We start from the raw sequence: 22,711 nt of genomic DNA, 5'->3' as shown, positions 1-22,711 counted from the left end.
TTCGTCCTTATATTCGAGCCTACCAGCGCGCGAAATGGTCTTCTGTTAATCCAAGTACCTCATCGAGATGATGCACTTGCCCGTGATTATCTTTAATAGATCCAGAAAATTGCCCAACAAACTGCCTGAAATTGCTTTTTAGTAGCCAAAGATTCAACTTTTCGCTGCGTTTGTTTAAGGGTTTAAAAACCAAATCCACACAGCCATCTTCAGATAAAATTCGCCAATGTTGGTCGATGTTGTCTTGATGAGAACTATCGCGGTCGAACTCAAAATGCACATTCGAAAGGAAGTGCCTCTCACCGTTTAGCCACAACACATTTTCGCAGCTTCCCGTTTCATTAACCCCTGCCGCAAGGTTTAAACCTAATGTGGTATCGCCCAAAAAAGTATTGATACTCGCCCAGCGCCAACTGGTTTCGCGCCTCATATACCCAGCTGAAAAGTCGTACCCTGCCAAAGCAGAATCTAACGGAACTGGCTCGCCGCCAATCTCCAGTAATCCCTGCACAGATAGAGCGTTGTGTTTTTGGGTATATGTCCAGCCGGTGTAACCCGTAGGCGTACACATCGCCAAGGGTAAGCTTCCACTGGGTGCAAACAAGGCTAAATCGGCTTTGACGTTTTTGGTGTTCAACCTTACCTGCCATCCGCCTTCAAAAAGGTGGAACTGTATCTGCTTAGAAGCAATATGAGCGAAGCTGGTATAAGGCGATGGCGCTGTTGCGTTGTCCCAATTTAAAGGACGTAACCAATTGTTTTCTATCAGTTCGTTTTTCTCGATGTCGTAGACATAGCAAAAAGCCGACGCCAAGTATCGGATATCTGCAATCGCGACACCAATAACGTAACGATCGGTAATCACACTGACAAACTGAAACTGCTTATAGTGGAAATACCGCCATAACGACGATGCTTTTCCATCCATGGTGTTGCGGTAATCAAACTCTTCAATGGCGAGCTGCTTAGGCATACCATCAAACTGCCCATATTGAGGCTGGCCATTGGCGGCAATAAGTGTTTCAGGTGCAAGGCGCGTTACGATCATTTTTAAACCAGCATAGTTTACATACTGTTAACAGTTTGGCGGGAAACGCGTCTTTATAGGAGGTCAATTACGGACACATTGGTTAATTAACTCACATTTTTCGCCCATTCCACTCCTAGATCGAACACATTCATTCTTTGGAAGCTTCGTCTTCACGCAACAAAAAACCGTCTTTTGGGAAAATTTCGAGTGTTGAAAAGGCGATATATTGAAAGCCAACGAAGAGACCCAAGCGAACTAAACCATGAAGCGTACTCATTTATCACTCAGTGCCTTAGCGCCCATTCTATTTCTGCTAATGTGGAGCAGCGGAGCCGTTATGGTGAAGGTGGGGCTGCAATATTCTTCGGAATGGAGCTTCCTAGCCGCTCGCTCGATGGTCTCTTTTACTTGTCTACTTCTCATCTTGAGCGTTATGGCGAACCGAGGCAAATTGGTGTTTACTCGTCCAAGTTTGAGTGAACTCAAAAACATTGCGATTGTCGGTTTAATGCTGCAGGTGTTTTATATCACTTTCTACATTCTCGCTATTGGTTCAGGCATGTCACCAGCACTTGTTACCCTAGTGCTTGGGTTGCAACCCATGCTTACCCCTTTTTTGAGTAGGCAGCCACTCGATACCATTAAAACCAGCTTATTAGTATTGGGGTTCATTGGATTGTGTATTGCGATTTTGGGTGCGAAAAGTATCGAATCCGTTTCTGGTATCGGTATTGTATTTGCGGCGCTGGCCCTCATTTCTATTACATATGGCACCATCAAACAAGCGCACATTCATACCAATCCTGCGCAAGCTATGCTTTACCAAAACTTGTTCTCAATGCCTATCTTCATCGTAGTCGCTCTCTCCACGGGCTGGCAGATAACCTGGAGTACCGGATTCATCGTATCCCTGCTTTGGATGAGTATTGTTGTTTCTGTTGGGGCACTGTTTTTACTGCTCTATATGATCAAATGTGAAAACGCCGACAGAGTGAGTGTCTTGTTCTACGCCATTCCTTTGCTCGCGTATCTGTTTAACTTTATTTTGTTTGGGGAAACACTCAGTTTATTTACCCTCTGTGGAATGGGTATAGTGGCGATATCCATTGTGCTTTATCGCAAACGAAACACACGACAGGTAAAAGTGAGCGAATCTGGGGTGTGAGCCGAACACCCATTATTCCGTTATTTGAGCTCGATAACGTTTAGGAGAAAGGGAATAGTACGCAGAAAAGCTACGGGTGAAGGAAGATGGGCAAGCAAAGCCGACCTTTTCAGACACTTGGTTAATCGGCAAGTCGGTGTTATTAAGCAAAATTCGGGCTCGTTCCATACGGACTTTGGCTAAGTATTTCAGTGGCGTGAGTTTGATGTGTTTAAGGAATAAATGCTTGAACTGTGTTTGGCTTAAACAAGCAATGTTTGCCAGTTCTTTTATGGTGTGATTCTTAGCGATATCTTGATTAATGAATTGCACCGCTTTTTTGATTCGGAGATCGATTTTGCTGTTCAGATCTTGCACGGATAGCAGTTCGAATAACAACGCAAGAATTTGATTTTCAACCTCAATGCTAAAGTCGGAATCCAACTGCTTTTCAATAAACTGAACGTAGTTATTAGCCGCCTCATTCAATGGGATAACCGCATTGTTTAGCCCTACTAAGGCTTCAGGCAGGTCGGCTACATCAACCACCAAAAACCGAAAATCTTCCCGCGCCTGAAATTCATGGTAACAACCTGGTGGAATCACCAAACAATCACCGTAAGATAGGTTCAGTGGCTCACCATCCATTTTTAAATCAATGAATCCACGCGTCGGAATCAATACTTGATAATAGGTATGGCTGTGCCCTTGCGAGGAGCGAGTATAGGTTCGGATGGTGATTTTTCTGCGCAATACGTTCGACTATACATTATGGGTTGATGGACTTAGTCTATACCCAAACGAGCCAGTATGAATACTCCGATATTTGTGAGTATCCAATACTCAAGCTTCGGATAACTCAAGAAAGCGCGACCCCAATGACCGTTATTGCTGAATACCTTCCAACCGATCATCGCTACCAACTGGGCACACTGGATGTTGCCTTGTTGCTCAATGTGCTGAACGAACGCGGTATTAACACGGCTCAACTTTTGAAAAGTACTGGGTTGGAAACACTGGATTGGCAGAATCCGCAATGCCAAATTACCTACTCAGATAAATTAGTATTGTTTGGCAAAGTGAATCAGATGCTGGCTAATGACGGGCTCGGCTTAACTCTGGGAGAATTCGCGAAGTTTAGCCACTTTGGTGTTCTGGGCTACGCCATCTTATGCAGCCAATCAGTTGAGGAGGCCGTCAGAACGGGCTTCAAATACTTAAGATTGAATGGGCCTGTTTTTGCTGTAAAAGTGACGATTGAAGGTGAGATTGCCGCCATTTGCATCAAAAATACGTTAGACATTGGTGAATTACTGCCATTTTGTACGGAGTATTTTCTCAGCGCCATTGTCTCGTTGTTTGAGGAAATGACCAAAGATCAGCTTGAGATTACTGAATTGTACTTACCCTATGCTGCGCCTGCCTATGAATACCAATATCGCGACCGTTTCCGTTGCCAAACACACTTCAACAGCACACATTGTGAGCTTCGATTTGACGCAAGTATCTTGCAACACCCTTTAAAATCGCACCATTCTGACACGCTTAAGGCATGTCTGAAATCGTGTGACGCCATCATTAATACACTGGAATCGCCTCACTTACTCACCAACCAAATCAAAACAATGCTGTACCAAAGTGCTGGTAGCTTTCCCTCAATAGAAACAATCGCAACTCACTTTGGTTGTTCATCAAGAACGCTTCGTAGAGAGTTAACAAAAGTCGGCACTAGTTTCCAAGTGTTATTGAACCAAGTTCGCTGTGAATTAGCGAAAGAGTATTTGGTTCATACCGAATTATCCGTTGATGAAATCGCCCATCGACTAGGCTACAGCGACGCCAGTAATTTCAGACGAGGCTTTAAAAGCTGGACAGGAAGACCGCCGCAAGCTTTAAGAAAATAATACCTATTATACCCAAGGTTCAACAGTTATAGTCGACCACCGCTTTTTAAAGCTTTTGGTCATTTTGAGGTAACTCGCTTCGGTCATTGCTACTTTATTCGGCTTCACTAGCATATTAAACGCATCGCTCAATCCCTCCGTAGAATAGATAGAAACCTGATCAGATTTATCTAAGGTAAAGCCGATCGAAAATGCAGACAGCCATGAATCGATGCCTTGTTCGACCCGCGTGTATGGTGGAATGACAGTACCGAATTTTTGAGGGTACCAACGGTGCACATTCGCTTGATTTTTGATGTCTATTTTTACGTCATGATTGAGCTTTATACGAGCGGCATCTTCGTACGCTTGTTCACTAAGCCTTTCTTCCGAATCGAAATAAACAATATCAAAATCTTTCACGTTATCTAAAAGCTTACGCCCTAAAAGACTGTTCCAGATAATTTGAGTTATAGCACCGCCTGCAATGTAAAAATTCGGCAACCCTAAATCACGGCATACCATTGCAGTTTCCATTAGCTCCGGTACGGATTCAATAAGACCTTTTAGACGTTCTTCCATACGATGATCCATTCCCCCTGAGATTTATACATTAAACCATTTTGGCTGTATTATTCAGGGATTAAGCCATACATTTGTTTCCATAATCAAGCTGCCCAAAAACGAAAAAAACAAACCAGTAAGGGGGAGAAACTGGTTTGTTTTAACTTATTGATTAAGGAAAATTAGGAAATTAACGGAAACGAGGGTTCGTCACGACTTCCAGTCGATCTAAAATGTGAACAGGTGTGTTGTGGATGAACTGTGTCAGATCCAACGTAAACTCACCGGTAAAACCAGCGCGACACATAGTTTCTGGGTAGTCCCCAACAATAAGAAGTTGTGGTGTATTGCCTTCCCAGTGAACTTTCGCTTCCATATCAAGATCATCTAGGTTGATGCCGCAATTGTAAGTGCTAGCAGTCAGTAACCCATTTTCTAACGTATACCCACCAACAATTGGCACTGGTGTTTTCGCTTTAGGGAAAACGATAGGCGCATCACCGACCGCTGAATTTGAACCTGGGAATACGATTGCATTATTTGCTGATGCAGCAGAGGTCGCCAACATAGCCGCTAGACTAAGAAGTTTAAAAAATTTCATTATTCTGATTTCTCCATTTGATTTGGGACTGTTCCCAAGCCGAATGTAACTCATTAGAAAAATAAGTATCAATAGGCGTATTTCTTCCAAAAATGTAAGAGATTCACCCCGTCAATGTAAGCTATTAAATTACATAAATGAAAACTATAATTAATAATCAATACGTTATTAAATTTAGATATATCTAATTTAGAATAAAAAAAATTTGTATTTAACAACAGATTATATGAACTTAATTCCAATTAAAATTAATCTTATTTTTCAAAAAGTTGTGATTTTATCCGATTCAATTGCACTTTTATAATTTTCAAAATACAGGAAGCTATCCTATTATTATTCTCAACATAAACTAATCACTATTTTGACTGGAATAAAGATCACTAAATTCCGTCAAAATATAATAGTAAAAACTGTTAATTTATTATTCTCGCTCATCTTTGGGCGAGTCCATCACAACATGTGTTGTTATGGTTGCAATGTGAGGCAACGTCCCCAATGTTTCAGAATGGAAAACTTTGTAGCTTTTCAGATCTTTAGTCTCTACTCGCACTAAATATTCAAACTCTCCAGTGGCATTCGGTCACTTCAGGCGACAGATAAATGGCATCTTCGAACTCTTTCTGGGCGCTTCTAGTGTGCATAGATAACCCTACACTCACATACGCGAGATACTCAAAAATCGGACTTGGAGTACCTCGGGGTTTGTTTATTTAGCGATACTAAAACCATTCAGGCTATCACCAAGAAGTTCAGTTTGTATAAGTGATGCCCAGACTAAAACTCAATTCAATGCTTTAACTAGCCGTATGGTCCCCCAATACCCCGAACCACTCGAGGCCACTGTCCAACCACGACGCTTAAGCTCTGCGGCTATAAATCTGTTCGCCAAACCATGACCAAATATTGCGATATTGGGCTGTTCTAATGACTTTTCCTCAATGAGATCAACCGCCTTCCTTAACCGCGCATGGCCCACGCGTCTCGATTCACTTTTGCCGACAATATTCATATACCAAGCTAGGCGAAAAAATAATAACCATTTGCCAATAGAAAGCCTAAATGGCCAACGGAAACAAGGGATTTCAAACTCTCTCAATTCTTTTAAAATACAGTCGGCATCTTTATTGGTACAAAGCCGAGCAGAATGCAGAGCTCTGTTAAGATCGCTGCTTATTGAGTAACTCTTTTCTAGCTCTAACTGTAGCTCTAAAGGTGGCAGGCTTCGGGTATCCACATCAGATAAATCATAGGCTTGTACCCATTTCTCAAAACCTAACGCGTCCACAACATCGTTGGATGCCGAGCTCGGTTTTCCATGCCTCACTATGGTTATTTTCAACTGTTCCACCCTACTTTCCACTTTCATTTTCACCCGTAAATACAGGCACTTCAGGATGAACAGATACCCAGTGGGCTTTGTCTTGGGTGTACACTTGCATTTGAGGGAAAAGCTCTGACACATAATGCTCTGACGTACAAAGTTCTATCGACCCTAGCGTTACCATTTTATGATCTAAAAAGTGTTTCCCATTAATGGCAAATACCGTTGTCCCGCACTGGGTACAAAAGCTTTTGCTCGAACGTTGACTTACTTCGTAGCGCGACAGGAAACTTTCGCCTTTCATCACTTTAAACTGTGCATTGGGTACAGCTACCCACGTACTGTAATCACTTCCTTGCATCTTCCTACAGTTGTGACAGTGGCACTGCACTACAGTAGAAACAGGCAGTGAAACCTCACACTCAATCTTTTGACAATGGCATTTCACTTTATAGCTGCTCACGTTTATCTCCCAATTAACTTGCTGTAAACGGGATACTAGGTAGCATATAAAATATGTTAAAGAACATATTTAAAAAGAAGCGATGCCTTATACAAAAGCACATAAGCAAAAGAGCCGCGAAAAGATCCTAAAAAGTGCCTTTCATCTTTTCTCACGAAATGGGTTTGATTTCGTCACCATTGATATGGTGATGAAAGATTGCGGCTTAACGCGAGGCGCATTTTATGCCCACTTTTCAAGTAAGGCAGAACTGTACGAAAGCGCATTGTCTAAGGGGGCAAGCGAAACACATTTGGCTCAACAAAAGCCAGCTCATTTTTCACCCCAAGAATGGGTAGAATTTTTGTTAAATACCTACCTCAGTATTGAACACGTAAAAGGTAAAACACCTTGCCCTCTCGCCTTTTTCGCTACCGACATTTCAACAAAAGATTCTGGCGCAAAATCGACCTTTTCAAGCATCTATCAAAATATGAATCAGACGATTCTTAACTATGTGAGACGGTACAAGGAGTGTGACGAAGGTAAAGTACTGGCGATTACCGCGTTGGTTATCGGCACCGTCGCCATTGCTCGCACAATGGAGGATGATCAAACCATCCTAGCCTTATTGTCTTCCAGCCAAAAAGAAGCCCACGACATGCTTGTTGCTATTTAGCCAATACTCACGTTTTTCAGTCCGCAGCAAACAGTTGGCTTTCAATGTCCTTAAACGCTTTGAATTCCAGTGCATTGCCCGTTGGGTCATAGAAAAATAGGGTGGCTTGTTCGCCCGTCTGTCCTTTAAAGCGCACGTAAGGTTCAATCACAAACTCAACGCGTTTCTCTTTTAGGCGTGTGGCTAATGCCTCCCAATCTGCCATTTCCAGTACAACACCGATATGCGGAACGGGCACGGCATGGCTGTCTACGGAATTGTGATGCAGGCGTATCTTTCCTTCTTCGCCTATTGATGGGTCGAAATGAATCACCAGTTGGTGACCATACAAATTAAAATCGACCCAACAATCGCTACTGCGACCTTCGCTGCAATTCAATACATCGCGGTAAAACTGGCGGGATTCTTCTAAATGGCGAACTGGAATCGCAACGTGAAATGGCGTTAGCTTCATAGGACCTCCTTGTTGAAAAAATACAGCAACTTTGCTGTTATATATATTAGCTATTCATCTTTTCGTATAAAAACCATCTTTTCTGAGTAATTAAATAGAAAAACTAATGAATAAACCTAGACGACTCACCCCTTCACTTAACGGTCTTCGTGCTTTTGAAGCTTCTGCACGCCACCAAAGTTTTGCGAAAGCAGCCGATGAATTGTCTGTAACGCCAGGAGCAATAAGCCAACAGGTCGCCGCACTTGAAGAAAAACTAGGGATGGCTCTTTTCAACCGCGTTAAACAACGCCTGCAGCTGACTTTAGCAGGCGAAAACTACCTTGTTGCGTTAAGAGAATCATTCGACAAAATCGAGTCAGCAACACTCGATCTTCTTACGTATGGAGGAAGCCGAGGAAAAATTAAGCTTGGGGTATTACCGACCATAGCGACATACTGGCTCATCCCTAAACTGCCTGATTTCTTCGACCTCTACCCTTCTATTGAACTTCAAATGGTGTCGCTCGAATTGAACTTTGTCACAGCAGACCGCTCACCAGACTTGGAAGGTGAACTCATTGATATTGGGTTGTTCTACGGTGATGGTTATTGGCAAAATTTAGAATCAGAAAAAGTTTTAGACGAAACAACGATTGCCGTCGCGAACCCAGAACTATTGAAAAGCTGTGACACTCAAGCTCCATTTCAAGTGTTACCACTGCTGCAACACTCGACAAGACCACACACTTGGATCCATTGGGCACAAGCGACTCAAACACCTAGTCTCAATCCATCAGGCCCTTCTTTTGAGCATTTCTTTATGCTTAAGCAAGCGGCTATATCATCCTTAGGCATCGCTTTGTTACCAGAAATTGTGGTGCAGAAAGAGATTAACAATGGCGAATTGGTTCAAGTCAGTGATGCATCTATGACCGCCAACAGTGCTTATTACTTGGTTTACAAAGCAGAGAAAAAGCATCTCCCAAGCGTGGAAGCATTCCGAAATTGGCTGTTAGGTAACCGTAAGGGTTAGTGCCTATTCAGAAAAGGATGGTCTAACGAGTAAACCATCCTTAAAGGGTAAAATTTAGTTATCTAAAAATTGCGTTAATCTTCTAATAACTCGCTTTCAAACTCACACCATTGGCTGCTCGGTACCCTCTCAACATGATGAAGTAGCGGCCGCTTTTCGTGCTAGTTACGGTGCAGGTTTCGCTGTTACCGTTACGGTATGGGCGACAATCCCATGAACTGGTTGTCGGCTTGGCGCCAAAACGCGTGTACAAGTCAGCATCGCCTGTTCCACCACTTATTGTTACGGATAAACGTCGGCCAGCAGGAACGTCAATGTAGTAATGCTCTTGTCCACCTTGAGTTAAACTGATGTTTGTTTCTGCCTTACCGTTCGTTAACTTGCCATCACCTGGGTTCGCACAATCGGGTTCACAATTGCTGTCACTCAGGCTATAAAGCAGCTTGTTCACTGTGCCTTTAGTATCTTTAACCTTGCCTACTGTCGCGCGTTGAGTGATCAAGTTAGAAATCGCTGAAGGAGAAAGGTATCGGTTTGCTTGCAAGTAAAGCGCTGCGACACCAGCTACATGTGGTGTTGCCATAGATGTACCACTGATGGTTTTGTAGCTGCCGTCATACCAAGCCGATGTAATGCTAGAGCCCGGAGCGAAAACATCCACACAGCTACCCCAGTTTGAAAAACTTGAACGGCTATCGCTGCGAGTCGTTGAACCAACCGTTACACCACTCGCCACACGGGCCGGAGAAGAATTACAAGCATTGGCATTGTCGTTACCCGCTGCCAGCATAAAGCTCACACCGGATTGCACAGCACTTGCTACTGCACGGTCCAATGCCGAGGAAATGCCGCCGCCTAAGCTCATGTTAGCCACAGAAGGGCCAGACGCGTTTGCCGCTACCCAATCAACACCGGCGATCACTCCTGAAGTAGAACCTGTACCAGTACAGCTCAGGACTCGAACACCGACAATATTCACGTTTTTCGCTACACCGTATTTTGCACCACCAATGGTGCCCGCAACGTGCGTACCATGACCATTACAGTCGGTAGAATTGGCGTCATTGTCTATAAAGTCGTAACCCGAAACAGAACGGCCACCGAATTCTGGGTGTGTATTGGTAACACCCGTATCGATGACGTACGCGGTAACCCCTGAACCGTCGTAGTTGTAACTGTAATTGCTATTCAACGGTAGGTTGCGCTGATCAATTCTGTCTAGCCCCCAAGTTGCACTCCCTTGGTTTGCATTGGCAGAGATAAGAGGATCAATAGAAATGATTCGGTCTTGCTCAATAAACTCGACTCGCTGGTCGGCACGTAGCGAATCAAGCTGATCTTCTGATAACGTTGCAACAAAGCCACTGATTGAACGGTCGAACACTTTGTCGACCTCCACAGCCTGCTCCGTCACTAAGCTTGATACCGTTTGTTGAGTAAAGGTTTGGATTGATTCAGGGTTACTTGCCACTGAGAAAGGCTGCTTCAATACCACAATGTACTGATTTTTGACCCCTTGGCTTTCAGGTGCAGACACCAAAGGAGCCAGTGTTTGACCTTCTGATGAAAACCCTTGTTCTTCATTATTTTGTGCGTAGCCTGACGTTGAAATCACCGCAAATGAAGCGGCGATACAGCAACCTAGTACTTTCTTTAACATACTGTTTTCCTGTGATTATTCTAATTTACATGATACATAAATATTTGTTATTACTAACAAATTTGATAGTTCGAATACCATGTGAGCATGGCTTCTTTTTTCACAATCAAAGTTATGCACCAATGAAACTAATTGCATTTATAAATCAGAGTAATCAGTCGAAAATGGGATTGCTTTACCTTAATTAGCAGTTCAATTTCGGTCAGTTTCTATTCAACTGAGACAGTCATCTAAAATAGGATTTTTATCGCCATCAATTGGAAATTACGTGCTAAGGCACCAGTGAAAATCGTTCATAACAACACTTCCCTCTGTTTTCTGGTCATGATCTATACACCACAGCAAATTTAGTGGATTATCGATCGTCAAAATGAACTAACACACATATATTCACTATGCTTAAAACAATCATTAATTGGTTTCCCTTATGGGCTATCTTGGGCTCAGTGGCGGCTTTTTCTGTACCTCATATTTTCGTTCCGCTAAAAAGCCAGATAGTTCCTCTGCTCACCATCATCATGCTTTCTATGGGGCTAACGCTTAAATTAGAAGATTTCCGTCGTCTTTCTTCTAACGTAAAAGCTGTCGGGGTGGGTGTCTTTCTCCAGTTCTCGGTAATGCCTCTTACCGCATTCATTATCGCCTTAGCGTTCAATATGAACGATTCTCTCACCATCGGCATGGTATTGGTTGGCAGTGTGGCGGGAGGAACAGCATCGAACGTGATTTGCTACCTCGCAAAGGGGAATGTCGCGTTGTCTATCACCATGACGGCAGTGTCTACCCTGTTAGGCGTATTAATGACACCGTTTCTTGTTGACCTATTTTTGGGTATTAAAGTCGATGTACCTGTCACTCAAATGGTATTCAGCCTCATTAAAATTGTGCTGGTACCTGTCAGTATTGGTGTGTTGATCAATCATTTATTTCACAAGCCTATCGAACGAATTAGCCCAGTTTTGCCTCTGATTTCTATGGCTGCCATTGTGCTAGCGATTGCGATTATCGTAGCGCTAAATCGAGATCAAATTGCCGATGTCGGTGCTTGGGTATTGATCGCCGTGGTGATTCACAACGGCGTAGGATTAGCCGCTGGATACAGCGCATGCCGCTTATTAGGGTTTGACAGAATCACCTGCAAAACCGTTGCCATAGAAGTGGGTTTACAAAATTCTGGGCTCGCCACTGCGCTTGCCCTTAAGTTTTTCACACCCCTTTCAGCGCTACCCGCTGGAATTTTCTCGATTTGGCACAACCTTTCTGGTTCCGTGCTGGCGTATTTCTGGTCGAAAGATAGTGCGCAACCTGATGGTGAAGAAAATTTGAAAGAGCAGGCATCGTCCTAGTTCTTAAAAACATCAGCCGTTAGTAAAACTTAGTGCTAGCGGCTGATGGACTTGCTGATAAATCAATTACGCTTCCACCGCTTCTAACACAATGTTAAAACGGCTCCCTTTTCCCAGCTCCGACTCCACTGAAATCAACCCATTTAGGCTATCAACCATGGCTTTGGTTAACGATAGCCCCAGCCCGTAACCGTGCGTTAAGTTTCGGCTTTCGTCGACTCGGAATAAACGTTTAAAGATCAACTCGTGGAATTCCGGCTCAATGCCAATACCCGTGTCTGCAATAGAAATTTGGTATTGGTGTGCCGAATTAACCGCCGTAGAAAGGGTCACGGTTCCGCCTTCTGGCGTGTACTTCAAAGCATTATCCAACACGTTAACAATAATTTGCGTTAGTTTATTGGCATCGGCTTTCGCTAAATGGCTATCCGCCAATTCCAGATTCAACGTGATACCGTTTACCTCTGCGATGTCTTCATACCAACTTGCGACCGTTTTCACGATGGTATTGGGGTCGATGTTTTCCAACAGGGTTGGCTTTTTCCCCGTTAACTCGTCATTAAGCTTCATTAGCGCCGTGAGCAAGTTATTGGCTTGGGTTGAGTTCTCGGCGCAATCGCTAAGGGCTTGGGTAAGCGTGGTATTCGACTGTATAAGGTGCTCTGGTGTTGGGGAAAGGTTAGGGAGAGACAGCGCCTTTTCTGCGGTTAAGTGAATACGAGTCAGGGGCGTTCGTAAATCGTGTGCAATGGCGTCCAACGTTCTATCGAGTGTCGTAATGCAGGTTGTCAGCTTGCTCAACATGTTATGAACGCTGCTGTAAAGCAAAGCAAAACCCCCACTCACGTTCCCTACATGGGTTGTGGCGATGTCACTTAAATTGCCTTCATCTAAGCGTTGAATATCTTCCGCTAGATGGGATAACGGGCGCAATGTTTTGGTTAACAGCCGATGCACCAATAGAGCGGTAATCAATGCCAATAGCACCACAGAAAAGCACGTGATCAGCCAGTTTTTTAACGCCGAAGCATAACGAGAATTCAAATCCACTATTAAGCGAAAGACCTGTTTTTTACCCGTCAGTTGAATCGCAAGATGAGGCTGCGTGAGGAAATAGGCGAAATTCTGCGAATCCCAATCCATCACCGATTTTTCTAGCCCGTACATAGGAAATTCGTCCCCTGCTAGATAATTCAGCGCACCTTTCTCATCTGACAAATACACAGCAATATGGTTTTCATACAATCGCTGTTGATTAGATTCGATGACATGCACCAATTTTTCGTCCGATTCGTAGGTGAGAATACGTTGGTACTCCGTCGATAAGCTGTGCAGGTATTTCTTTTCCTCTTGGTACGAGTCGAAGAAAAACACAATGCCGATCAACATTAAGATCACCACCAAACCTCCAAATAGCAGAGTCATAAACTGGGTAAACAGCTGCTTTTTGGCTTGTTGCAGCGCCAACTCAATGTTCTGCTTTGAGGACATACCCTACCCCTCGAATGGTATGAATAAGCGACTGGTCAAAGCCTTTATCCAATTTGGCTCGCAAGCGGCAAACCAATACATCCACTACGTTGGTTTGAGGATCGAATTGATACCCCCAAACCGATTCCAAAATATTGGTTTTCGACAGCACCATTTCTGGGTTCTGCAACAGCAAATACGCCAGCGCAAATTCTCGCTGGTTTAAGGTAATCACTTTGCCACTGCGCTTTAAATCTCGCTTAAGAGGATCGAGCTCCACATCGCGGTATTTTAGAGTGTTGTTTTGGGTAGACGAGACCGACATTCGACGCAATAAGGTTTGGCAACGCACCAACAATTCGCTGAATGCAAACGGCTTAATTAAGTAATCATCTGCCCCTGCTTTTAGCCCTTGCACTCTCTCTTCTACTGAATGTTTGGCGCTTAATATGATCACAGGCATCGCGTGCCCTTCACCACGAAGCTCAGATAAAATCTGAAAGCCATCCTTCCCGGGGAGCATAATGTCGAGAATCAGAATATCGAACGGTTCACTTTTGGCAAGATGCGCACCATCTAGCCCATTCGCAGTGTGAGTAACGCTGTACCCTTCTTGCTCTAAACCTTGAATAACAAAATCAGCGATAAAGCTGTCGTCTTCAATGAGTAACACTCTCACTCTGGCTTCCTTCTTAATAGGGTCTGTTGATCTTTCGAGATGATTTTTGCAGCAATTTGTGGGTGATTTATACAAGGCAGAGCTTATTCGGTGTAGTCGCTCTACATCAATGAGCGATAACGCAGTAGAAATAAGCCACAAATGCTGCCCAAAGGGTTCGTTTCTATGCATTTTACTCTTTGTTGCAAGGTATTTGCTTAGAAATACTTATGTTCTTAAACATAGGCTACACACCTTGCGCCGCGATTAAAACGCATAGAAATCGAACAAAATTTAACCGCGAAAGTTCAACAGACCCTAACTTACGGGGAAAATTCTAACAGCTTTTTTGCGGATAATTTGAACATTACAAGTTTGTAATCTTGGTGAAAGCATTCCGTAATTCCGCTTCTTATAGGATGGGTTCGTCAAACAAAAACCGCCAATAATGAGGAAGAAAAAATGAACATCAAACACACTGCTCTCGCTGCTGCACTTACGTTAACTGGATTGATGAGCACCAATGCTTTCGCCGCAGAAAATAAGACCGTGAACGTCGCTAACATTGCTTCACAAACCGCGTTTAAATTAGCGATGGAATCGGTACACCAATGCCATTCACAAGGTTACCGTGTGAGCACCACGGTTGTGGATACCGCCGGACGGGTCGTGGCGCAGCTTCGCGCTGACAACGCAGGCACTCACACACTAGAAAGCTCACGTAAGAAAGCGTTCACCGCTGTGAGCATGAAGCAACCAACAGCAAACCTAATGAAGACCATTTCAGAAAAACCGATTCTGCAACCATTGAAAGACATGGACGACAACTTATTGCTATTGGCGGGCGGTATTCCACTCAAAGTGAATAACCAAATCATCGGCGCAATCGGCGTGGGTGGTGCTCCGGGTGGTCACCTTGATGTTGCTTGTGCAGAAGCCGCGATTAAAAAAGTGCTCTAATACCTTGAGCCTAAAGAAATTGCTCTAACGAGCTGAATTTAAAGAATAATAATGGGAGGCTTATGCCTCCCATTTAAGAAATGTATATCAAAGAATTTGGAAAGGACTCGTCATTCCACCGCATTCTTTTTCTTGAACTGAAACCGTATATGAAGCTCTGAATCCTGCATCTTGAGGTCTCTTGAGTATAATACTTTTTCATATGAAATACATTGCATTATGGAATCAATTGCGCATTTCATAAACATGGCGAATGATATTCAACTCTATCCATTTTATCTTCAGGTCGCTTTTTAAGCACATAATGATAAAAGGATGCAAACACAATGAATAAAGGATATAAACTTTCAGCGCTCGCGATAGCCGTTACCGCGTGCAGCAGCTTCTCTGCCTTCGCTGACGTTGGTGAAGACCCTATCAACTCCCCTTTCATAAAAAATGTGAAAGGCACCATCGTTGAAGATCACTCTTCTCACCCCGTTCAGCGAAATGAGCTTTCACGCAATATGTTCAGCGACCCAGCCGCACACCGCGGTGATTGGTTCAATGCTTCGCCAAATTCTTCTGTGATTCAAGGCTCTGGCGTCGATTTCGTTTACGACCACCTTATGCCACCACTTCAGCCTCAACCTATCATTGTTGCGGTATTGGATTCGGGTGTGGATGTTGAACACGAAGACTTGAAAAATAAGCTGTGGACTAACGAAGATGAAATCCCAGACAACGGCATCGACGACGATGGCAATGGATACATCGATGATGTTCATGGCTGGAATTTCTTGGGGAACTCAGTTGGTATCAACATGGATCACGACACCCTAGAAGTGACCCGTGAATACAAAAAGTACCTTCGCCTTAAAGAAGCAGGGTACTGGATCCCGCCGAAAAAACGCACCTACTACGAAGGCGTGGAAGCCGATTACTTAGAGTCGGTAACCTACTACCAAAACGCATTAGATGAAGTTAACCAAGCCATTGTTCAAGCGAATCAGTACAAAGCCGATATTTTGGCTGTTGTCGCGCACACCGATTTCACGAAAGAAGGGCTTCAAGTTCTGCTGACGCATTCCGACCCAGCAGTGGTTGTTGCCGCGCAAGGGCTGCTTACTGTGTTTGAAAAGTGGCGCTCGTTTGACTACCTCGATTCGCGTTTAAGCCGCTATCAAGAATCCATTAACTACCACTACAACCTAGACTTTGATCCTCGTAGAGACATTGTGATGGACGACCCAAGAAACCCTTGGGAAAGGGGCTATGGTAACAACGACGTGAAAGGACCTGTCGGCAGACACGGTACACACGTCGCCGGTATTATTGCCGCAGAACGTGGAAATAATGTGGGTGTAGATGGCGTGGCAGATTACGCGCAGATCATGGCAGTACGCATGGTTCCAAATGGTGATGAGCGCGATAAAGACATCGCCAATGCGGTTCGTTATGCTGTCGATAACGGCGCGAAAATCATCAACATGAGCTTTGGTAAAAGCTACTCACCTCGTAAATACATTGTTGATAACGCCTTCCTATATGCTGCCAGCAAAGGCGTATTGATTGTTCACTCTGCGGGTAACAGCCGTAACGACAACGACATCAAGCCAAGCTATCCAAACCGATTCGCTAAATACTACGCTTCTTACCCTATCCCAACGTGGATGGATGTAGGCGCTTCGTCGAAATTGGCAGATGAAACCTTGGTTACTTACTTCAGTAGCTTCGGGCAGAAATCCGTTGATGTTTTTGCACCGGGTCACAGAGTGTTATCGACCACGCCAGACAACACTTACGCCGCGTACAGTGGCACAAGTATGGCTGCGCCAGTTGTTTCTGGTGTCGCGGCACTCATTTGGTCTCGTTACCCTGATTTGTCAGCAAAAGAGCTAAAAGAGTTGCTGAAGGATTACTCAACAACGTACCCAGAGCTGCTGGTTAAGAAACCTTCTTCACCAGAAACTTTGGTTCCATTTAGCAGCCTGTCTAGTTCAGGTGGTGTAGTGAGTGCAGAAGCTGTTTTCGCGGAGTTGGATTAGTCGATATAGCTCAATGCTGAAAAACCATTCTTTTATGGATTGAAGCATTATTCGTTAAAACGCCCGATGTGCTGCATCGAGCGTTTTTTTTGATTTCGAATACTTAAATTATACTGCTAAAAATCTATTCCTATCAATTTGACAGTTGGTATTAATCTTCCTACTTTTATGAAACTAAACCCTTATTGGAATTATTCCAAGAGCTTAACGACGTGAACGTATTAAATAAATTAAGACTAACCGACTAGAACGGAAAATCAAACAAGGCTGCTTCGTCAGTAAAATAAAGCCTTAGTAGCTTTGGTAACTTAAATAATCACAAACTAGATATAAGGAGAGAAAATATTGATTTCATAAGGACAAGAAGACTAAATATCAACACAATTAAATTATCCTTCACACAATAAATACTTCATTTGGCTTAGGTAAATAACATGAAAACAAACGATAATATTATGAAATGTCAAAGTCTTTCTCTGAAAGATCCATACGATGAAAGTGGTACAATACCGCAAACAGCCCAGATTCAACTCGACTGCACCTATAACTTAGTAGGGGATGTTGAAGGAACCGATGGGAAAAATGGAATTCTCATCAACCTTGGTGCATTAACTACTGGCGAAGAGGCCACAACTGCTACGTCTGCCATAAGTGGTCAAATGATGTTGAATACTCACTGGAGTCAATATTATTATACATGGCAGGTAGACGTAATGGTGATGGTTGACGCCCAATCTCGTGGGAAAGTCAACATTCTCCAAGAAGGACCACCAACTACCCCAGAGTCCAAAGTAATTACATCTTCAACGAGCTTCAACGCTGGATTCAACGGTGATGAGCCTACTGGAGGGGTCACATTAGGTAGCTCTAATTCTCAAACGTTATCCGATTTCGCCGTCCAAAATACATCCCAACATCTGAACGGAATCCTAAACCATCGTTATTATCTAGCCTCTTTAGGGGATAACCCGTGTGGCTTTGGTAACCCTAAAAGTGCTCCTGAACAAGCCTACTCAAACATCCCGATAATAAGCCAAGGGCTATGGGTGACGGATACAACATTCACAGAGAAAACAACATTTGAGATCCTGATTCAAATGCAACTCGTCGCTGCACATGCTAACTTTGTCGAAAATGTCGCAAAATATTCCCCTCTTAGTCTTAATACATATTTTGAAGTCGATTGGGGTCAGTATGCAAAACTCACTTCAAGCTAGCGACTTAAAAAAAGCAACTGCCAGTTTGTTTGATTACCTATTTGAACAAAAAGACGCTTCAACTATTTTGTTGTCTCTAACCATAGAAATATAAAATACTTTAAAAGGCTACACGCTAATTTTAACGTTGTACAAATATCAATCATGAAATATCTGGTATAAAAAAAGCCAGTCAATTGGTTGACTGGCATTATTATTAAATCTCAATATCCTACCCAATCCCTAAAGATAAGCTATTCACTGCAAGAACCTAAAAATTCTTCTAACTTCGTATTTGAAAAAGGGAGTTCACTTAAATATTTAGAATTTAAGATAGAAAGCGTTGCAACGATTTGTTCATCCGAGAAGCTATCAAAATCAACCTTAGGGAAATCACCAAAGGATCCTTTTTTTATTTCGTTTCTGCACATTTCATCAATATTGATCATCTCTCTGACTCTATCTTTAGAATGTAACGCGCTAAAGCAAGCATTTGTTCCGTCTACCTTAATGGTTTTAACGTAGTTAAGTGATACTTCTATACCTGCCGCTGCGAGATCAATGTAGTGATCTTGCAATAACAAATGTGGGTTCCTTGTTAACGCTTTAGCAGATTTGTCGAAATTTAACCCCCAACCAAACTCCATTATGCAGCGGTGCTCTTTTTTTAACTCCATGTATTTTTTCGTAGGGTTTACTGGGTTTTTAAGCTCATCCATTAGAGTCACGTAGTTACTAATATCCCTTTTTGGTTCTTCTTTTTCACTAATGGAAAAATATATTGCAGCAACAACTACTACTGACACTATTAGCGTTACGAGAAAATAACTAAAATATTCAAATTTGGTTTTCAAAATAAAAGCTCACATTACATTAATGTTTAGGTGTTCATAGCGCTGGATGTTTTACGAACCCCGTTTCTCGCAGAAGAGTACGGAAAAATTTTCAGCGAACAATACATTTTATCGATAAGTGAGATATTGAACTCTATACATATAAAAAGTTTCGATTTCTCCTTTCCTCTTAAGCTCATTTTTTTAAAAACCCACTAATTTATAGATGACTATACTTAAGCCTTGCTTTAAACGATTACCCCAGCAAAAAGCGACCTTTATTCAAAATCTGACTTTTCCACTTCTACAGCCATAAGCTTTAAAGATGTAATTAATCAATAATCTGGCAACATGCGAGCGTTTTATGGAAAAGCTTAGGATTAAACATCAGGCATTTCCGCTTTGAATACTTCGCTTGAGTAAAGGTAATTAGAAAATATGTATAAATTTGTTGTTGTTTCCCTTCTCTCTGTCATACCCACGATTAGTGCAGCGGGTAGTTGGACCGATGGCCAGCAAGAAGTTAAGGACATTATATGGAAATCCGGTCGGTCTGGTTTTTCTGTTGATGCCTCTCTCTTTCACGATCCTGAAAAATGCCAATGGACGTCTAAAGAAAACGTGTATCTGATTTCTCCAACGCTGGAAAACGAGATGCCCAATGCCGCCGACAGACTTTTTACCATGATGCTGGATGCGCAAACCAACGAGAAAAAGCTAACTGTATTTGTCGACGGTTGTGTAGACCAACAACCCAGAATTACAGGCTTAAAACTCAGCAAATAAGGCGTATTTAGCTCGCTGGATCAGCCATATAGAAAGGGCATAAGTAGCTTGAGTGCAGAATCACGCTTGATATCCATCTTTTAGCTTACCAATGATGAACTCTGCCCTTTCTAAAACAGAAACCTTAGGGACTTCAATTAACTCATAGCCAAACCTTGTATACGCGTTCACCATCGCATGATAGGTAGCCACTGCTTCAATAAAGCCCTGTTTTCTCTCGGTATCATTTGCATAGATTTCTTCCCAAGGAGGAAAAATGAAAACTTGATGGCAATAATTTAGTTCACGACATTTGGATAATAAAAGTTTTGAAATGGGTATTTGTTCAAGCGTACTGTATCCATACGAATCAATGATACTCCGGTCGTATACCCAGTTGGCATAAAAGCTCGATAACTGAGGTCTTTCCAGCCCCCGGGCCACCTGTAAAGACAACTCGATTGTTCAAATAATACTCCATAGACTACTGACATTTCATACGTGACAGTTATTAGATTTAATATGGGTGAATCAATTAATTTTCAAAAATACGATACATTGCGAAAACTCCTAATGGCGTAATGTTTGACCCTACTGCTTACTCTCAGGGTAATGAATCACATTATGAAATACGGCATTTTCCTTCCCGATATTTTTGTAACCATGAATCTGGTTAGCATTGAAGCGAACGGCTTGTCCTGCCTCTAACGTATGCCATTCACCATCAAACAACACCGCTAGTTCACCGGAAATGCATAAAATGTGTTCGGTAACACCAAGGTTATGTGGAGGAGATTCGTGCTGATAATTGGGGACAAGAGTCAGTTCGAATATCTCAAATCCGAGTGCGGGCTCGAAAGGAAACAATAAGCTAACGAAAAAGCCAACGTTGTATTCTTCACGCCTTAGTTCATTCGCATCCCTGAATAGGCTAGTAAGCTCACTGTTTGAACTAGTTGTGATAAAACTCGAAAATGACACCTCGAACCCTGACGCTATTTGCCATAGCTTTGCCACCGTAGGGCTTGATTCACCACGTTCTATTTGACCTAGCATCGCTTTACTGACACCTGTTTCTTTCGCGGCCCTATCTAAGCTCCAACCTTTGTCACTACGGAGACGCTTTAAGTTATCACCAACATTTATTTCTTTTTGCATATTTTCTCTACAAATAGCTTGTGCGTTATAACGCACAAATGCTAGATTGAACCTATGGACGTTATAACGCACATAGGAAAAAATTAACATGGCTAAGCTAAAAATTTCCCACGTTAGTACCGGCTTTATTGCCGTTTTCATTGGTTATGCGAGTGCCGCAGCGATTATTTTCCAAGCGGCGATGAGTGCAGGTGCTACTGACGCGCAAGTAGCTTCATGGTTCTGGGCGCTGGGTATTGGTATGGGGGTAACCACAATCTTGCTCTCGTTTTACTACAAAAAACCTGTCGTTACCGCTTGGTCGACACCCGGAGCAGCGTTGTTAATTACATCTCTTGAAGGGTTAACGATGAATCAGGCGGTAGCTGTGTTTTTGTTTAGTTCGTTGTTAATTACGCTAGTTGGCTTAGCCGGAATATTTGAAAAGGTACTAAAACAGATCCCTACATCCATCGCCTCCGCTATGTTGGCGGGGATTTTATTACAATTTGGCTTGGGTCTATTTACGTCCTTGATGGAAGAAGTCCATATAGTTGCCGCTATGTTGGCGGTGTTTATTCTGGCCAAAGTTCGGCTCGGAAACTTGCTGATCCCAAGTATTTTTATCATTGCCCTAGTCATGTGTGTAGGTTTGGGCAAGCTCGATGTCAGTCAGGTGACGATAGGCTTAACCACGCCCGAATTCATTGCTCCAGAGTTCGAATTTTTCTCGTTGTTCAGTGTTGGGATACCACTGTTTATCGTCACCATGGCCTCGCAGAATTTACCAGGATTTGCAGTATTGAAAGCGAATGGCTACCAAGTCGATTCCTCAAAAGTCATTACAGTGACAGGTGTGGCTGGCCTATTGTCGGCTCCGTTTGGTGGTTTTGCTTTTAATCTTGCGGCCATTACAGGCGCTATTTGTATGGGGGCTAATGCAGATGAAAACCCCAAGACACGTTATCTGGCTGGGGTTTCGACGGGGGTGTTTTACCTATTAGCAGGCATTATGGGGATGTCCTTTTTTTCCCTGTTTAGCGCCGTTCCTGAAGCAGTTGTTATTGCGGTTGCAGGTCTTGCGGTAATGCCGACGCTAATGAACTGCTTAGCGGTGTCGATGGCAGATAATCAATGCCGAGAGCCTGCACTATTTACATTTTTATTCACCGCTTCAGGTATCGACTTATTGGGCATTGGCAGTGCATTTTGGGGGCTATGTACCGGGCTGAGCTTCTACTGGTTTTACAACTATAAGGCTAGTGCGGGTCGAACAAATAGCAGTTCGTCGACTCGATAATCGCTGGAAGTACCTTTCTTATCGTAATAAGGAAATAAAGGGGACACTCACTTTAAGAAAACAACCATTGAGAAGAAGCTTTAGTGGCTTGAAATTGTATTGGCATAGGAGGCTGATGCCTCCTTTTTTAATACGTTACTGGACATTTCTGTGTCAGTGAATTTGCTAATTTAGTTTTTAACGAATTATCAGGGGTATGGCAAAAAATTCTGTTCGAGTGGTCAGC

24 protein-coding genes and 1 pseudogene are annotated in these 22,711 nt (G+C 43.0%); 11 read left to right on the top strand and 14 right to left on the bottom strand.

Features of this window, described 5'->3' with window-relative positions; all coding sequences use genetic code 11:
- Positions 1-19: 19 nt before the first annotated feature.
- Complete coding sequence (locus Q8W40_RS06720) at positions 20-1,048, bottom strand: DUF2804 domain-containing protein (RefSeq protein WP_305396439.1); 1,029 nt, start codon at positions 1,046-1,048, stop codon at positions 20-22.
- 244 nt (positions 1,049-1,292) lie between these two features.
- Between Q8W40_RS06720 and Q8W40_RS06715 the strand changes: the two genes are divergently transcribed.
- Positions 1,293-2,195, top strand: coding sequence for a DMT family transporter (locus Q8W40_RS06715; RefSeq protein ID WP_305396438.1), 903 nt, complete (start codon positions 1,293-1,295; stop codon positions 2,193-2,195).
- Positions 2,196-2,207: 12 nt separating this feature from the next.
- On the opposite strand, the gene Q8W40_RS06710 is transcribed toward Q8W40_RS06715, so the two are convergent.
- A complete protein-coding gene (locus Q8W40_RS06710) occupies positions 2,208-2,927 on the bottom strand; it encodes an AraC family transcriptional regulator (protein ID WP_305396437.1) in 720 nt (239 codons plus the stop codon).
- A 125-nt stretch (positions 2,928-3,052) separates the two neighbouring features.
- Between Q8W40_RS06710 and Q8W40_RS06705 the strand changes: the two genes are divergently transcribed.
- Positions 3,053-4,078 carry an AraC family transcriptional regulator gene (locus Q8W40_RS06705; protein ID WP_305396679.1) on the top strand — a complete coding sequence of 342 codons (1,026 nt, stop codon included), beginning with the start codon at positions 3,053-3,055 and terminating at the stop codon, positions 4,076-4,078.
- 6 nt (positions 4,079-4,084) lie between these two features.
- Here the strand turns inward: Q8W40_RS06705 and Q8W40_RS06700 are convergent, their stop codons facing one another.
- From Q8W40_RS06700 to Q8W40_RS06690, 3 genes are all read right to left on the bottom strand, one after another.
- Complete coding sequence (locus tag Q8W40_RS06700) at positions 4,085-4,639, bottom strand: nucleotidyltransferase family protein (protein WP_305396436.1); 555 nt, start codon at positions 4,637-4,639, stop codon at positions 4,085-4,087.
- 172 nt (positions 4,640-4,811) lie between these two features.
- Positions 4,812-5,222, bottom strand: a complete 411-nt coding sequence (locus tag Q8W40_RS06695) for a hypothetical protein (RefSeq protein ID WP_305396435.1) — start codon at positions 5,220-5,222, stop codon at positions 4,812-4,814.
- Positions 5,223-5,643: 421 nt separating this feature from the next.
- Positions 5,644-5,772, bottom strand: a complete 129-nt coding sequence (locus Q8W40_RS06690) for an Lrp/AsnC ligand binding domain-containing protein (RefSeq protein ID WP_305396434.1) — start codon at positions 5,770-5,772, stop codon at positions 5,644-5,646.
- Positions 5,773-5,883: 111 nt separating this feature from the next.
- On the opposite strand from Q8W40_RS06690, the pseudogene Q8W40_RS28100 reads away from it, so the two are divergent.
- Positions 5,884-5,988 (top strand): annotated as a pseudogene (locus Q8W40_RS28100) (DUF2000 family protein); the annotation flags it as partial.
- A gap of 15 nt (positions 5,989-6,003) precedes the next feature.
- Here the strand turns inward: Q8W40_RS28100 and Q8W40_RS06685 are convergent.
- Together Q8W40_RS06685 and Q8W40_RS06680 are read right to left on the bottom strand one after the other, a co-directional pair.
- Positions 6,004-6,561: a histidine phosphatase family protein gene (locus Q8W40_RS06685; RefSeq protein WP_305396433.1), complete on the bottom strand. Its 558-nt coding sequence runs from the start codon at positions 6,559-6,561 to the stop codon at positions 6,004-6,006.
- A 10-nt stretch (positions 6,562-6,571) separates the two neighbouring features.
- The gene (locus Q8W40_RS06680; protein ID WP_305396432.1) at positions 6,572-7,006 is read right to left on the bottom strand and encodes a GFA family protein; all 435 of its coding nucleotides are present in this window, start codon (positions 7,004-7,006) and stop codon (positions 6,572-6,574) included.
- An 82-nt stretch (positions 7,007-7,088) separates the two neighbouring features.
- On the opposite strand from Q8W40_RS06680, the gene Q8W40_RS06675 reads away from it, so the two are divergent.
- Positions 7,089-7,664: a TetR/AcrR family transcriptional regulator gene (locus tag Q8W40_RS06675; RefSeq protein WP_305396431.1), complete on the top strand. Its 576-nt coding sequence runs from the start codon at positions 7,089-7,091 to the stop codon at positions 7,662-7,664.
- A gap of 16 nt (positions 7,665-7,680) precedes the next feature.
- On the opposite strand, the gene Q8W40_RS06670 is transcribed toward Q8W40_RS06675, so the two are convergent.
- Complete coding sequence (locus Q8W40_RS06670) at positions 7,681-8,118, bottom strand: VOC family protein (protein WP_305396430.1); 438 nt, start codon at positions 8,116-8,118, stop codon at positions 7,681-7,683.
- A 106-nt stretch (positions 8,119-8,224) separates the two neighbouring features.
- On the opposite strand from Q8W40_RS06670, the gene Q8W40_RS06665 reads away from it, so the two are divergent.
- Positions 8,225-9,133 (top strand): LysR substrate-binding domain-containing protein, encoded by a 909-nt coding sequence (locus Q8W40_RS06665; RefSeq protein ID WP_305396429.1) that lies wholly within the window; start codon positions 8,225-8,227, stop codon positions 9,131-9,133.
- A gap of 82 nt (positions 9,134-9,215) precedes the next feature.
- Here Q8W40_RS06665 and Q8W40_RS06660 read toward each other — a convergent pair whose 3' ends face one another.
- The gene (locus Q8W40_RS06660; protein WP_305396428.1) at positions 9,216-10,793 is read right to left on the bottom strand and encodes a S8 family peptidase; all 1,578 of its coding nucleotides are present in this window, start codon (positions 10,791-10,793) and stop codon (positions 9,216-9,218) included.
- Between the two features lie 395 nt (positions 10,794-11,188).
- On the opposite strand from Q8W40_RS06660, the gene Q8W40_RS06655 reads away from it, so the two are divergent.
- On the top strand, positions 11,189-12,139 hold the full coding sequence (locus tag Q8W40_RS06655; RefSeq protein WP_305396427.1) for a bile acid:sodium symporter family protein: 951 nt from the start codon (positions 11,189-11,191) through the stop codon (positions 12,137-12,139).
- Positions 12,140-12,205: 66 nt separating this feature from the next.
- On the opposite strand, the gene Q8W40_RS06650 is transcribed toward Q8W40_RS06655, so the two are convergent.
- Both Q8W40_RS06650 and Q8W40_RS06645 read right to left on the bottom strand, forming a co-directional pair.
- Positions 12,206-13,630, bottom strand: coding sequence for a sensor histidine kinase (locus Q8W40_RS06650; protein ID WP_305396426.1), 1,425 nt, complete (start codon positions 13,628-13,630; stop codon positions 12,206-12,208).
- Entirely contained in the window at positions 13,608-14,288 is a 681-nt protein-coding gene (locus Q8W40_RS06645) for a response regulator (protein ID WP_305396678.1), read from the bottom strand. The genes Q8W40_RS06650 and Q8W40_RS06645 overlap by 23 nt, the downstream gene beginning before the upstream one ends.
- Positions 14,289-14,729: 441 nt before the next feature.
- Here Q8W40_RS06645 and Q8W40_RS06640 point away from each other — a divergent pair, with 441 nt between their 5' ends.
- The 3 genes from Q8W40_RS06640 (at position 14,730) to Q8W40_RS06630 (ending at position 18,471) form a co-directional block, all read left to right on the top strand.
- On the top strand, positions 14,730-15,227 hold the full coding sequence (locus tag Q8W40_RS06640) for a GlcG/HbpS family heme-binding protein (RefSeq protein ID WP_101110243.1): 498 nt from the start codon (positions 14,730-14,732) through the stop codon (positions 15,225-15,227).
- A 326-nt stretch (positions 15,228-15,553) separates the two neighbouring features.
- Complete coding sequence (locus Q8W40_RS06635; RefSeq protein ID WP_305396425.1) at positions 15,554-17,254, top strand: S8 family peptidase; 1,701 nt, start codon at positions 15,554-15,556, stop codon at positions 17,252-17,254.
- Positions 17,255-17,709: 455 nt separating this feature from the next.
- The gene (locus Q8W40_RS06630) at positions 17,710-18,471 is read left to right on the top strand and encodes a hypothetical protein (RefSeq protein WP_305396424.1); all 762 of its coding nucleotides are present in this window, start codon (positions 17,710-17,712) and stop codon (positions 18,469-18,471) included.
- A 233-nt stretch (positions 18,472-18,704) separates the two neighbouring features.
- Here the strand turns inward: Q8W40_RS06630 and Q8W40_RS06625 are convergent, their stop codons facing one another.
- Complete coding sequence (locus Q8W40_RS06625; protein ID WP_305396423.1) at positions 18,705-19,304, bottom strand: hypothetical protein; 600 nt, start codon at positions 19,302-19,304, stop codon at positions 18,705-18,707.
- A gap of 417 nt (positions 19,305-19,721) precedes the next feature.
- Here Q8W40_RS06625 and Q8W40_RS06620 point away from each other — a divergent pair, with 417 nt between their 5' ends.
- Complete coding sequence (locus Q8W40_RS06620; RefSeq protein WP_305396422.1) at positions 19,722-20,069, top strand: hypothetical protein; 348 nt, start codon at positions 19,722-19,724, stop codon at positions 20,067-20,069.
- Between the two features lie 60 nt (positions 20,070-20,129).
- On the opposite strand, the gene Q8W40_RS06615 is transcribed toward Q8W40_RS06620, so the two are convergent.
- Entirely contained in the window at positions 20,130-20,504 is a 375-nt protein-coding gene (locus Q8W40_RS06615) for an AAA family ATPase (RefSeq protein WP_370693367.1), read from the bottom strand.
- A 135-nt stretch (positions 20,505-20,639) separates the two neighbouring features.
- Positions 20,640-21,206 carry a helix-turn-helix domain-containing protein gene (locus Q8W40_RS06610; protein ID WP_305396421.1) on the bottom strand — a complete coding sequence of 189 codons (567 nt, stop codon included), beginning with the start codon at positions 21,204-21,206 and terminating at the stop codon, positions 20,640-20,642.
- 88 nt (positions 21,207-21,294) lie between these two features.
- Between Q8W40_RS06610 and Q8W40_RS06605 the strand changes: the two genes are divergently transcribed.
- Positions 21,295-22,485 (top strand): benzoate/H(+) symporter BenE family transporter, encoded by a 1,191-nt coding sequence (locus Q8W40_RS06605; RefSeq protein ID WP_305396420.1) that lies wholly within the window; start codon positions 21,295-21,297, stop codon positions 22,483-22,485.
- Positions 22,486-22,711 lie beyond the last annotated feature (226 nt).

Origin of the sequence: Vibrio penaeicida, assembly GCF_030689305.1 — a bacterium.
Taxonomy (GTDB): Bacteria; Pseudomonadota; Gammaproteobacteria; order Enterobacterales; family Vibrionaceae; genus Vibrio; species Vibrio penaeicida_B.
This window is presented reverse-complemented; position numbering and strand designations above follow the sequence as displayed.